Origin of the sequence: Bradyrhizobium sp., assembly GCF_027451485.1 — a bacterium.
In the GTDB taxonomy this organism is placed as follows: domain Bacteria; phylum Pseudomonadota; class Alphaproteobacteria; order Rhizobiales; family Xanthobacteraceae; genus Bradyrhizobium.
In genome coordinates, this window is the sequence record NZ_DAIDJE010000096.1 from 19,081 (window position 1) to 30,968 (window position 11,888).

Consider the following 11,888-nt stretch of genomic DNA (forward strand, 5'->3'; position numbering starts at 1 on the left):
CGGCCTTGCGCGGCCATCCACATCCTCAGGTCGAAGAACAAGACATGGGCTCCCGGGGAGAGCCCGGCCATGACAGTGTTCAACGACGTAACGCGCTCAAATCGAATTTCCCGTCATAAAGGCCCGCGAGCAATTTCAGCGCTACGTCGCCCTGCGACCTGCTCCAGCCGCCATGCTGGACATTGAGCGCGAACTTGTCGACGACATCCTGCCGCGTCAGCGGCTCCTGCGCCCCGCCGCGCAGGTGAGGCTGCCGCTCCTCGACGACACTTCCGTCTTTCAGCGTCGCCTTGATATGGCCGGTATAGTTGTTCGGGTAGGGATTATCCGGATCGATGACGAATTTCACCTTGGCCGCGAGCGCGAGCACGCGTTCGTCGCGAATCGCGCTTTCGGTGAACGCGCCGAGGCCGACGCCGCCATGCACAAAGCCAGAGGCAAGCAGATAAGGCACGGCGAACTTCGCGGCATAGCCGTTGCGCGGGCGCTGCTTGTCAGCCAAGGGCTCCCACAGCCGGTGGACCGTGCCTTCGGCGACCTCGCACAGAATCGCTTCCACATCTTCGGCCCTGATGCCCCTCGCTGCGAGCCGCCGGGCGCAATCGATATAGGGCTGCGCCATGGTCCCGCAGGGATACGGCTTGAACGCCAGGGTATCGGTGACCCAGCGGGTCCCGAAATCGCCCACAAGTGCCTCGTAGTCGCCGTCGGTCGCATGGGCGAAACCATGGAACAGCCCATGCACGCCCTCGAATACGGTGCGCGGGCCGACAAAGCCCTGTTTCGCCAGCAGCGCTGCGCGAAGGCCCGACTGCGCCGCCCAGCCGGCATGCATCCGCTTGGTCCAGGCGCCCTCGGCGAGATATTCGATAATGCCGCCCGCCATGCTGCCGGCTATGCCGAGCGCATCGACGATCTGTCTCCCGTCGAGCCCCAGCGCCGCGCCGACGCCGGCGGCCGCTCCCATCGCGCCGAAAATCGCTGTCGGATGAAAGCCGGCATTATGCACCGCCTTCGGCACCACGAGGCTGAGACGGCAGAGCACTTCGGTGCCGACCGCAATACCGGTCAGCACGCTTTTTCCCTCCGGATGATGGCGCTCGCAGGCAGCCAGGACCGCGGGCACGATCACCGCGCCCGCATGCACCGGCCCGCCTTCGAAGGTGTCGTCGAAATCCTCGCCATGCGCGGCAGTGCCGTTGACGAAGGCTGCGCCCGAAGCCGTCAATGTGCGCGCGTGACCAATCACGGTACAGGGGCCGTCGTCGTCGCAGCCTGCGAGTGCCGCCCCGACGTAATTTTCGTTGCGTGCGGTGACGCAAAGACCGACCACATCGATCAGCAGGTCTTCGCATTTCCGCGCCGTGGATTCCGGCAGCACGCCGGCCTTGAGCGCCGTGATCTTGGCTGCCAGCGTCTCAGCGACGGATATTTTCGGCAGTTCGGCAGTCATGGCCGTCTCTCGAGGGCATTCAGACGCGGAAGATGCGGGTGTAGCGCTGCTTGATGCCGGCGCTTTGCTGTTCGACGGCGGCCGCATCATCCTTGAGGGTCTTGATGTCCTTCAAGGGAATCCAGCTCGGCTTCTCCTTGGCCTGCGGATGCAGCGAGCGCAAGCCTCCGACATCGACGATGAGCTGTTGCGCCTCGCGCGTGAAACAGAACGACTGGAACAGTCTTGCTGCATTCGGATTCGGCGCGGCCTTGAAGATGCCGTTCGGGCCGACGATCATCGGCGAGCCCTCACTGGCATAGACCGGCTCGACCGGACGTCCGGCATCCCTGAGCTGAAGGATATTGTACTCGTTGCCGTCGGCCATCACCGAGCGCTCGCCGAGTTCAAGCTTCTTCGGCGGATCGGCCGAGGACTGCACCTGCATCACGTTCTGCCTGGCGAGTTTTTCGAAGAAGGTCCAGCCGAGATCGCGCTGCAATTCATACGTCGCGGTCATGATGGTGCCGCTGTAGCCGGGGTGGCCCTTGACGATCTTGCCCTTCCATTTCGGATCGAGCAGATCGGCGAAGCTTTTCGGCGCATCCTCACTCCGAACCATGGACGTGTTGTAGGCGATGATGGAGAGCCACACGCGCCAGCTTGCAAACTGGCCGTCCGGGTCCGACTGCTCCGGCGGATAGAATTTCGCCACATCCTCGGGCACGAAGGCTGCGAGGAGGCCGTCCCGCTTCCAGACGATGAAATGCGCGGCATCGGACGAATTCACGACGTCGACCGCGTGAATGCCGGAGGAATATTCCTGCCCGATGCGCTGAAACACGCGCTCGGCGCCGGTGCGCTCGACCCGCACGGAAATGCCGGAATATCTGGCTTCGAACGCCTTCGCCAGCTTCTCCGCGACGGGCAGATCGACCGACGTGTAGTAGACGACCTGGCCTTCCTTCCTCGCCGCCTCGATCAGCGCCGGCGTGATCGCCTCGGACGGCGGCGCCTCCGCCTTAACGCGGGTGGAGAATGTGGCTCCCACCGCGAGACCACCGGCGATTCCGAGCGCCTGCCGGCGGGAAATCCTTGTGCTTTTCATTTCTTCCCTGATTCATTTTTGATGGGCCGACGAGGCCGGCGTAGCGGCGAGACTGAGCCACCTGACCATTGCTATTTTATTCCGCACCAAAAGCGCAAGTCCATCACCCGGATTGCTGGACTTGACCCGGCATTCGCGCCAAAACACCGACCTGAAAGGCCCGACGGACAATGGGCAGAGGGAGTGAAGCGTTGAGGCTCACTGACAAGAGGACGACAGCGCGCCGGAGCGCTCCGCGCATCGCAGCGGTGGCTGCGGCTTTCGTGGCGGCGCAGGCTTTTACACCGATCCAACTGCGTGCGCAGGATTATCCGACCCACGCAGTGCGGATCATCGTTCCCTTTGGGGCCGGAGGACCGGCCGACGTGACCGCGCGCGTGCTTGGCGATGCGCTGCAGGAAGAATTCAAACAACCTTTCGTGATCGAGGATCGTCCCGGCGCCGGCGCCGTCATCGGCACGCAGGAGGCCGTGAAGTCGGCACCCGACGGCTACACCCTGCTGTTGATGTCGAACACCCAGACGGCCAATGAATCGTTGATGCCGGCGCGCAAGTACGAACTGATGCGCGATCTGGTCGCGATCGCGCCGATCAATATTGCCGACCTTGTGATCGTCGTGCACCCTTCAGTGCCCGCGACCACCTTGAAGGAATTCATCGCGCTGGCGAAGTCCCAGCCGGGCAAACTGAACTACGCGTCCTCCGGCACCGGCACGCCCTATCACATGGCCGCCGAACTGTTCAAAACCATGACGGGGATCAATGTCGTCCATGTGCCCTATCGCAACAGCGGAGAAGCGCGGAGCGGCGTCATCGGCGGACAGGTGCAGATGATGATCGATTCCGTGACCACGATGGCCCCGAACGTCATCCAGGGCCAGGTGCGCGCGCTCGCCACCACCGGCAAAACGCGATCGGCGGCGCTGCCGAACGTGCCGACCGCGGAAGAAGCCGGCGTGAGCGGATATGAGGCCACGATCTGGCTAGGGCTAATGGCCCCCAAGGGCACGCCGAAGGCCATCATCGACAAACTCAACACTGCAGTGAACGAGATCATCAAGCGGCCGCAGATCGTCAAGATCTGGGCGGATCAGGGCGCGGTTCCGATGTCGATGACGCCGGAAGCCTTCGACAGATTCCTGCGCGGCGATATTGTGAAATGGGCCGCGGTCGTCAAAACCTTTCCCGACCGGAACCAATAAAAAGAACAGGATCCTTCGCTTTCAATGCCGAACATTCGTTTTCGCCTCAACGGCGCCGAAACCGAGATCGATGCCGATCCCGATACGCCCTTGCTCACTGTCCTGCGCAGCCAGCTCGGCCTGACCGGCTCGCATTTCGGCTGCGGCGCCGGCGAGTGCGGCGCCTGCATGGTGCTCGTCGACGATCACGCGCTGACGTCCTGCGACGCCCCGCTGTGGTCGGTCGCGAACAAGGCCGTCACCACCATCGAAGGCCTCGGCAGCGAACAGCACCCGCATGCCCTGCAACGCGCCTTCATCGCCGAACAGGCGCTGCAATGCGGGTACTGCCTTTCCGGCATCATGATGAGCGCGGCGGCGCTCTTGAAGCGCAACACCAATCCGACCACCGCCGAGGTGAAGGCCGCGCTTGATCGCAACCTGTGTCGCTGTGGTTCACACAATCGCATGGTACGGGCCGTGCTGCGCGCGGCAGCGGAGATGCGCACATCATGACAACCAGACCGGCCTCTCCGTCCCTGCCGCCGAGTGCCGCCCATTTGAAGTTGCTGGGCGCCAAGCGGCAAATGCCTTCCAGGAATTCCAAATGGAAAACGCGGCCTTCGGGTCATAATTCCGCCAATGCTCATGACTCTCGAAGGTTCGTGAAAGGTGGTTGCTGAGATGGAGCACGAACTTCAGAAAGTGAGCGTGAGCCTTGCGGTCAATCCCAAACTGTCGTCGTGGATCAATTTTGCCGAAGGCAAGGTGATCGTCTCGCCCGGCAAGGTCGAGATCGGTCAGGGCATTGTCACGGCTCTGGCGCAGATCGCGGCCGACGAGCTCGACGTCGATATCAGCCGCATCGAGATGGTGCGAGCGGCGACCCCGGCCAGTCCCAACGAGGGCGTGACGTCGGGCAGCCTTTCGGTGCAGCATTCGGGGCGCGCGATCCGCTTTGCCTGCGCGGAAATTCGCCAGATCTTCTTGAACGCCGCCGCCGAGCGGCTTGGCGTCGCACCGGATGTGCTCACTATCACCGACGGCAATATCGCCGGCCCCGGCAACGTCTCGACCAGTTACTGGGAATTGGCCGGCGATATCTCGCTCGACCGCGATGCGACGGCGGGCGCACAGCCGAAGTCCTCGGCGCAGCGCACGCTCGCAGGCCACTCGCTGCAGCGGCTGGATATTCCCGACAAGGTGTTCGGCCGCCCGCGCTTCATTCAAGACTCCGCCCCGCCCGGCACCCTGCATGGCCGGGTGCTGCGCGCCGAGCTGGCGCTAGCCAGACTGATCGAATTGAACGAGGAGCGCGCGCGCAAGGTCGAGGGCCTGGTCGCGATTGTGCATGACGGCAACTTTGCCGGCGTCGTCTGCGAAACCGAAGCGGCAGCCGAGGCCGCAGTGACCGCGCTGCGCAAGGGCGCGAAATGGTCTTCCAGTGCAGCGTTGCCGGACGAAGATGGTCTCGCCGAGTGGCTGAAACAGCAACCGGCCGTGTCGACCGTCATCGCCAGCAAAAACGCCACTGCGCCGGCCGCGGTCGCACGCACAATCAAGCGGCAGTACCACCGGCCCTATATTGCCCATGGCTCGATCGCGCCATCCTGCGCCATGGCGCAATGGGACGGCGATATCGTGCGGGTCTGGACCCACAGCCAGGGGGTCTACAATCTTCGCTCCGATCTGGCGCTGGTGTTCAAGCTGCCGCGGGAGAACATCACCGTCGAACACATGGAGGGCGCCGGTTGCTACGGCCATAACGGCGCCGACGATGTCGCGCTTGACGCCGCATTGCTGGCGAAGGCAACGCCCGGACGGACGGTGCGCGTGCAGTGGTCGCGCGCCGATGAAATGTCGCACGCGCCATTTGGCGCGGCGATGGCGATCGAGATCGAGGCCGGTCTCGATAGCGATGGCGAGATCGCCAGTTGGCGGCATACGATCTGGAGCAACGGCCACACCGCTCGTCCCGGCCGCGCCGAGCAGCCCACGCTGCTCGCGGCCAGCGAACTCGCAGCGCCCTTTCCGCGCGCCATTTCTCTCGATCCGCCCCCGGCAAGCGGCGGCGGCTCCGACCGTAATTCGGTTCCGCTTTATGATTTTCCGGCGTGGAATATCGAAGCGCACCGCCTCACGGTGATGCCGGTGCGAACGTCGGCGCTGCGGACGCTGGGCGCGCAGGGCAACACCTTCGCCATCGAGTCGTTGCTCGATGAAATCGCCGTCGACCGCGGCGAGGACCCGGTCGCGTTCCGCCTGCGCCACCTGACGGATCCGCGATCGCGGGATGTGATCCAGGCAGCGGCGCGCCGCGCGAACTGGAAGCCTGTGAAGCAGGACGGCGTCGGCTACGGCATCGGCTTCTCGCGCTACAAGACCACCGGCGCCTATTGTGCGGCCGTGGCCGAGGTCGAGGTCGGCGAAGGCATCCGGGTGAGAAAATTGACGCTCGCCGTGGACGTCGGCGAGGCCGTCAATCCGGACGGCGTCATCAACCAGATCGAGGGCGGCGCTATCCAGGCGACGAGCTGGGTGCTGAAAGAGCGCGTTCGTTTCGACAGGACCCGCATCACCTCCAGTTCGTGGACGGAATACCCGATCCTGCGCTTTTCCGAGGTGCCCGAGGTCGAGGTCGAGGTGATCTCGCGTCCGGAGATCGATCCGGTGGGCGCCGGCGAAGCCGCGCACGGCCCGGTCACTGCGGCGATTGCGAATGCCGTGTTCGATGCGCTGGGCGTACGCCTTCGGAGCCTGCCCATAACGCGAGATCGCCTGATCGCCGCGATGGAGCTCTCGTAATGCCATCCTTGAACATCCTGAGCGGCGGCGCGGCACAAGGACTCGTCGGCAGCGTTGCCGCGAAGTTCAAGAAGCAGACGGGCTTCGATATTACGGGCGAATTCGGTGCCGTCGGCGCGATGGCCAACAAGCTGCGCGAGGGCACGGCTGCCGACATCCTCATCCTCACCTCCGCACTGATCGCGACGCTCGTGAAGGAGAATCTCGCCGAGGCTGCGTCGGTCAAGGATGTCGGGCGCGTCGAGACGGCACTCGCCGTTCGTGATGCTGACCCGCTGGTTGCGGCCTGCGACGCGACAAACCTGCGCGCAGTCTTTCTGGCAGCGGATGCGATCTTCGTGCCGGACACCAGGAATTCTACCGCTGGCATCCATATCGCGAAAGTACTGCGCGAACTCGGCATTACCGACGAGATTGCAAGCCGTCTGAAGATTTACCCGAATGGCGCAACCGCGATGCGGCACATGGCCGAAAGCGAGGCGAAACGCCCGATCGGCTGCACGCAGGCAACCGAGATCATCGCTACGAATGGAATCAAGCTTTCCGGCGCGCTGCCGAAAGGTTGCGACCTGGTCACCGTCTACACGGCGGCGGTGACGAGAAGCGCGGTTCACCCGGGCGAGACACAAATCCTGATCGATCTGTTGACGGCGACGGATCAGGCCGCGCTGCGCGCGCAAGCCGGCTTTCTCGATCCGTGATAAGGTCTCCGTCAGGCGCTGCGGCTTGCCAGTTCGCGGTAGCGCTCGCGGCTCTTGACCAGGTGCCCGCGCATGGCATCGCGCGCGCGCTTCGGCGAACGGGCGGAAATCGCCTGGAAGATCGCTTCGTGTTCTTTCGCGATGCGCGCCAGATACTGCCGCGGACCTTCCGCCGTACCCTCAAATGAGCGGATGCTTTGTCGCGGGATGATCAGCCGGCCGAGGAAATCCAGAAATTCGGCAAAGCGGCGGTTTTGCGTGGCGGCTGCGATCGCCTGGTGGAAGGCAAAGTCTTCGTTGATCGCGCCTTCACCACTGGCGATGGCGCGGCTGAAGACCCGATGCGCCTCGCCGATCGCCTTGACGTGCGCCGCCGTGGCCCGTTCGCTTGCGATCGCGGCGGCTTCGGCTTCCACCGCCATGCGTAGTTCCAGAATATCGAGCACGCTGGCGAGCGATCCCAGGCCCTCGGGATCGATCGCGTAAGGCTGCCGGCCCGCGTCGCTGTCGACAAAAGCGCCCGCGCCTTGCCGCGTGACGACAAGACCTCTCGCGCGTAGCGCTGCCACCGCCTCGCGCACGACCGTGCGGCTCACGCCCATGCCCTTCATCATCTCCTGTTCCGACGGCAATTTGGCGCCGACCGGCAGCTTGCCGGACATGATCTGCTCGGCCAGGCGATCCACGACTTCGGAACTGAGGCTCTTCGGCGCACCAAGCGGGCGAAGCAGTCGCGCGCGCTGACGTTGCGCCGCGCCGGGCGACGAGCTTGACGGTACTTGTCCGGTCATCATACAACTTTTAGCATGACCTTCTCGGACCGGCAACGAACGTCGTTTGATAGCCGGGATGGCGGCCGTGCGGGACTTAAACGTGCGCAGCTCAATAATAAGACCGGTCAGGAAATGACCACGCACGCGAACGGATGGGAGGACAAGCGATGAAGCGTCGCGATTTCATGAAACTCGGTGCGGGTCTTGGTGTGGGCCTTGGTGCCGGAGGTTTGGCAGGAACCCTGCCCGTTCGCGCGGCGCAGACCAAGACGGTTTTCAAGGCTTCCGACGTTCAGCCTCCAGGCTATCCGACGGTCGCGGCGACGGAAAATCTCGGCAAGAAGCTTTCCGAGGCGACGCAGGGCAGGCTTTCGATCCAGATGTATCCGTCGATGCAGCTCGGCGGCGAAAAGGAAACCATCGAGCAGACGCAGATCGGCGCCATCCAGCTGTCGCGCGTCAGCGTCGGCACGATGGGGCCGATCGTCGATGACATCAACGTCATCAACATGCCGTTCCTGTTCAAGAACACCGCGCATGCCGAAAGGATGATGGACGGACCAATCGGCCAGGAACTTCTCGACAGGATCACGGCGAGTCCCAATGCCAATCTGGTGGCCCTCTGCTGGATGGATGCCGGAGCGCGCAGCCTCTACAACACCAAACATCCGATCAAGTCCATCGGGGACATCAAGGGACTGAAATTCCGCGTCATCGGCAATCCGATCTTCGTCGACATGATGAACGCGCTCGGCGGCAACGGCGTCGCAATGGGTTACGACCAGGTGTTCAGCGCGCTCCAGACCGGCGTGATCGACGGCGCGGAGAACAACCTTCCGAGCTACGTCTTCTCCAATCAATATACTGCCGCCAAATATGTCACGCTGACCGAGCACCTCGTGATCCCCGAGGTGCTCGTCTTTTCCAAGCGGACCTGGAACACGCTGTCGGCCGACGACCAGAACCTGATCAGGAAGATCGCCCGCGAAGCGCAACTCGAGGAACGCGGTTTCTGGAATCAATACGAACAAAAGGCGCTGGAGAAAGCCAAGGCGGCCGGCAGCCAGTTCGTCGAGATCGCCGACAAGACGCCGTTCCAGAACGCGGTCAAGCCGGTCTGGGACAAGTACGGCCCGAAATATCAGGACATGATCAAGCGCATTCAGGCCATTGCGTGATGCGCTGTGGCGACGCACGCCGTCGCTGCAAGAAGCGTGAGCGGCCAGTCAATGCAGATTTGTCCGGGACAGGACTGGATCGCTTCGCTTTCGCTCGCGACGACGAACACCAAAGATCGATCTGCGCAACGGGGAGCGCAACGCCATGGCAGCCACATTCCGCCGCGCGATGGACCTGCTGTATTTGCTATGCGTGATCGTCGGCTGCGCCGCCCTGGTTTTGATCTCGGCGATCATCCCCTGGGCGGTGTTCACTCGCTATGCGCTCAATAGCGCGGCTTCCTGGCCGGAGCCGCTCGCGGTTCTCCTCACGATCGTGCTGACCTTCATTGGCTCTGCCGCCGCCTATCGGCTGAACCTGCACATGAACGTCGGCTATTTCGGAAGCCAGGCGCCGCCGCGGTTGCGCAAATTGCTCGAACTGCTGGTGCAACTGCTGATGGCGTTGATTGCGACTTTCATGATTGTTTGGGGCGAACGGCTGGTGGAAGTGACCTGGCACAACACCATTGCCGAATTTCCCTTCCTGTCGGTCGGCGTCACCTACCTGCCGATACCGATCGGCGGCGCCTGCCTGCTTCTGTTCATCATCGAACGGGTATGGCTTGGCGCGCCACCTGATCCACTTGCCTCCCATGGCGATGGCTCCCACGGCCAGGCCGCGTCGTTCGAGTGATCGGGAGGCAATTGCTCCATGGATATCTTCATTCTCCTCGGCACCATGATCTTCTGCTTCGTGATCGGCGTGCCGATCGCCTATTCGCTGGCGTTTGCTGCGATCGCCGGCGCCTGGTCGATCGGCATTCCGCTTGAAGCCGTGATGCTCAAGATTTCCGACGGCGTCAGCAAGGTGGCGATGCTGACGATTCCTTTCTTCGTGCTGGCCGGTGCGATCATGGCCGAAGGCGGCATGGCGCGGCGGCTGGTCGCCTTCGCTGACGTACTCGTCGGCTTCACGCGCGTGCGCGGCGGACTGTCCGTCGTCAATGTGCTCGCCACTACCTTCTTGAGCGGCATTTCGGGTTCGGCGGTCGCCGATACGTCGGCCATCGGCTCGGTGATGATCCCGCAGATGGAGAAGACCGGTTTTCCGCGGGTCTTCGCCACCAACCTGACGATTACCTCCTCCGTCCAGGCGCTGCTGGTCCCGCCGAGCCACAATGCAGTGCTCTATTCGCTTGCAACCGGCGGCACCATTTCGATCAGCGCGCTGTTCATGGCCGGCGTCTTCCCAGGCCTCCTGCTCGGCTTCTCACTCATCATGCTTTGTCTTGTCTTCGCCTATCGTGACAATCACCCGCGCGGCCAGACCGTGCCAGTGAAGGATGCGGTCAGGATCGCCATCGATGCGGCGTGGGGCCTGATTACGCTCGTGATCATTCTGGGCGGCATCCTGGGCGGCGTCTTCACCGCGATCGAAGCTGGCGCGGTCGCCTGCATCTGGGCCTTCTTCGTCACCATGTTCATCTACCGCGACTACAAGTGGCGCGATCTTCCGGTGCTTCTGCACCGCACACTGCGCACGGTCGCCATGGTGCTGACACTGATCGCCTGCGCGTCCAGCGTAGGCTATGTGATGGCGCTGACGCAGATGCCGGCGAAGATGACGGCATTCTTTCTGTCTATCTCGGGCAATAAGTATGTCATCCTCTTCCTGATCAATATTCTCCTGCTCGTGCTGGGGACGCTGGTCGACATGGCGCCTTCGATCCTGATCGCGACGCCCATTCTGCTGCCGGTGATGCAGAATTTCGGCGTCGATCCCGTTCATTTCGGGATGATCATGCTGCTCAACCTCGGTATCGGGCTGTGCCATCCGCCGGTCGGCGCGATCCTGTTCGTTGGCTGTGCGGTCGGAAAGGTATCGATCGAAGACGTGATGCGAAGGATATGGCCGTTCTACGCGGTAATGTTTTTCGTGCTGATGTGCGTCACCTACCTGCCCGAAGTCTCACTTTGGCTGCCGCGGAGGGTGATGCACTGACGCTCGCGCTCGTATGACCGGCGTCGCGCGCGCCAGCGGAATGAATTTGACATTGCTACCCCGCCTGGCCGCGCGTTCGCAATGCGAATGTCAAATCCTGAACTCCGCTGGAAGTATATATTTGCCTTGTGGTCCTTTGATTCCGACATTCGCAAAAGTGCCTGCCGAGAAGGGATGCGGATGTGAGAATCAGACCACCAGCGCGTGGTTGAAAAATTCCTAATCCGATCTCTCAATTGCGTTTCGACGCGCCGCCGGAGTCTTAAAATCTCAGGCGTATGAATGGCTCCTCAGGGGAATAAAAATGGCGGGGGCCAAACATGACCATCGAAATTCTCATCTATCCGGCACTGGTATTCCTGGCGGTGACCATGATCGCCAGGCAGATCGAACGCCGACGCGACGTGCTGTACGGCCCCTATATCCAGGGTCGCAAGACCGTTGCCGCTGAATTGCGCGAGCAACTCGGCGCCGTCACGGCGGCGATCCGTGGAAGGCGCGACTACGGCCGCACGGCGGCGACGTTCGCATCTTTCAGCGTGCTCGCCTCCGCAATCATCGGCTGAGGGAAGACCGATGAGCCTGCTCGATCATTCCAGCGAGACGCAAAGCGGACTGAAGATCGTCTGCGAGGTTTGCGGCAGCCTGTCGATCAAGCCGATCGATCCGGCGGAGACCGGCGATGACGTCCACGTCCATTGCCGGCGCTGCAATGCCGTGCGCGGG

11 protein-coding genes are annotated in these 11,888 nt (G+C 62.8%); 8 read left to right on the forward strand and 3 right to left on the reverse strand.

Annotated elements, in window-relative coordinates:
• Positions 1-79: 79 nt before the first annotated feature.
• The gene (locus NEZ08_RS12715; protein ID WP_298107299.1) at positions 80-1,453 is read right to left on the reverse strand and encodes an MmgE/PrpD family protein; all 1,374 of its coding nucleotides are present in this window, start codon (positions 1,451-1,453) and stop codon (positions 80-82) included.
• Between the two features lie 19 nt (positions 1,454-1,472).
• Positions 1,473-2,540: an extracellular solute-binding protein gene (locus NEZ08_RS12720; RefSeq protein WP_298107301.1), complete on the reverse strand. Its 1,068-nt coding sequence runs from the start codon at positions 2,538-2,540 to the stop codon at positions 1,473-1,475.
• Between the two features lie 239 nt (positions 2,541-2,779).
• Here NEZ08_RS12720 and NEZ08_RS12725 point away from each other — a divergent pair, with 239 nt between their 5' ends.
• From NEZ08_RS12725 to NEZ08_RS12740, 4 genes are all read left to right on the forward strand, one after another.
• Positions 2,780-3,742, forward strand: coding sequence for a tripartite tricarboxylate transporter substrate binding protein (locus NEZ08_RS12725; protein WP_298107318.1), 963 nt, complete (start codon positions 2,780-2,782; stop codon positions 3,740-3,742).
• A gap of 24 nt (positions 3,743-3,766) precedes the next feature.
• Entirely contained in the window at positions 3,767-4,237 is a 471-nt protein-coding gene (locus NEZ08_RS12730; RefSeq protein ID WP_298107303.1) for a (2Fe-2S)-binding protein, read from the forward strand.
• A gap of 168 nt (positions 4,238-4,405) precedes the next feature.
• Positions 4,406-6,526: a molybdopterin cofactor-binding domain-containing protein gene (locus NEZ08_RS12735; RefSeq protein ID WP_298107305.1), complete on the forward strand. Its 2,121-nt coding sequence runs from the start codon at positions 4,406-4,408 to the stop codon at positions 6,524-6,526.
• Positions 6,526-7,227 carry a substrate-binding domain-containing protein gene (locus tag NEZ08_RS12740; protein WP_298107307.1) on the forward strand — a complete coding sequence of 234 codons (702 nt, stop codon included), beginning with the start codon at positions 6,526-6,528 and terminating at the stop codon, positions 7,225-7,227. The genes NEZ08_RS12735 and NEZ08_RS12740 overlap by 1 nt, the downstream gene beginning before the upstream one ends.
• 11 nt (positions 7,228-7,238) lie before the next feature.
• On the opposite strand, the gene NEZ08_RS12745 is transcribed toward NEZ08_RS12740, so the two are convergent.
• Entirely contained in the window at positions 7,239-8,018 is a 780-nt protein-coding gene (locus NEZ08_RS12745) for a FadR/GntR family transcriptional regulator (protein WP_298107308.1), read from the reverse strand.
• A gap of 149 nt (positions 8,019-8,167) precedes the next feature.
• Here NEZ08_RS12745 and NEZ08_RS12750 point away from each other — a divergent pair, with 149 nt between their 5' ends.
• The 4 genes from NEZ08_RS12750 (at position 8,168) to NEZ08_RS12765 (ending at position 11,728) form a co-directional block, all read left to right on the forward strand.
• A complete protein-coding gene (locus NEZ08_RS12750; protein ID WP_298107309.1) occupies positions 8,168-9,178 on the forward strand; it encodes a TRAP transporter substrate-binding protein in 1,011 nt (336 codons plus the stop codon).
• Positions 9,179-9,323: 145 nt separating this feature from the next.
• Positions 9,324-9,854 carry a TRAP transporter small permease gene (locus tag NEZ08_RS12755; protein ID WP_298107311.1) on the forward strand — a complete coding sequence of 177 codons (531 nt, stop codon included), beginning with the start codon at positions 9,324-9,326 and terminating at the stop codon, positions 9,852-9,854.
• Between the two features lie 18 nt (positions 9,855-9,872).
• Positions 9,873-11,162 carry a TRAP transporter large permease gene (locus NEZ08_RS12760; RefSeq protein WP_298107313.1) on the forward strand — a complete coding sequence of 430 codons (1,290 nt, stop codon included), beginning with the start codon at positions 9,873-9,875 and terminating at the stop codon, positions 11,160-11,162.
• Between the two features lie 320 nt (positions 11,163-11,482).
• Entirely contained in the window at positions 11,483-11,728 is a 246-nt protein-coding gene (locus tag NEZ08_RS12765; protein ID WP_298107315.1) for a hypothetical protein, read from the forward strand.
• Positions 11,729-11,888: the final 160 nt, after the last annotated feature.

Coding starts and splice junctions, on each gene's coding strand:
- NEZ08_RS12715 (WP_298107299.1), bottom strand. CDS start 1,453: ATGACTGCCGAACTGCCGAAAATATCCGTCGCTGAGACGCTGGCAGCC.
- NEZ08_RS12720 (WP_298107301.1), bottom strand. CDS start 2,540: ATGAAAAGCACAAGGATTTCCCGCCGGCAGGCGCTCGGAATCGCCGGT.
- NEZ08_RS12730 (WP_298107303.1), top strand. CDS start 3,767: ATGCCGAACATTCGTTTTCGCCTCAACGGCGCCGAAACCGAGATCGAT.
- NEZ08_RS12735 (WP_298107305.1), top strand. CDS start 4,406: ATGGAGCACGAACTTCAGAAAGTGAGCGTGAGCCTTGCGGTCAATCCC.
- NEZ08_RS12740 (WP_298107307.1), top strand. CDS start 6,526: ATGCCATCCTTGAACATCCTGAGCGGCGGCGCGGCACAAGGACTCGTC.
- NEZ08_RS12745 (WP_298107308.1), bottom strand. CDS start 8,018: ATGACCGGACAAGTACCGTCAAGCTCGTCGCCCGGCGCGGCGCAACGT.
- NEZ08_RS12750 (WP_298107309.1), top strand. CDS start 8,168: ATGAAGCGTCGCGATTTCATGAAACTCGGTGCGGGTCTTGGTGTGGGC.
- NEZ08_RS12755 (WP_298107311.1), top strand. CDS start 9,324: ATGGCAGCCACATTCCGCCGCGCGATGGACCTGCTGTATTTGCTATGC.
- NEZ08_RS12760 (WP_298107313.1), top strand. CDS start 9,873: ATGGATATCTTCATTCTCCTCGGCACCATGATCTTCTGCTTCGTGATC.
- NEZ08_RS12765 (WP_298107315.1), top strand. CDS start 11,483: ATGACCATCGAAATTCTCATCTATCCGGCACTGGTATTCCTGGCGGTG.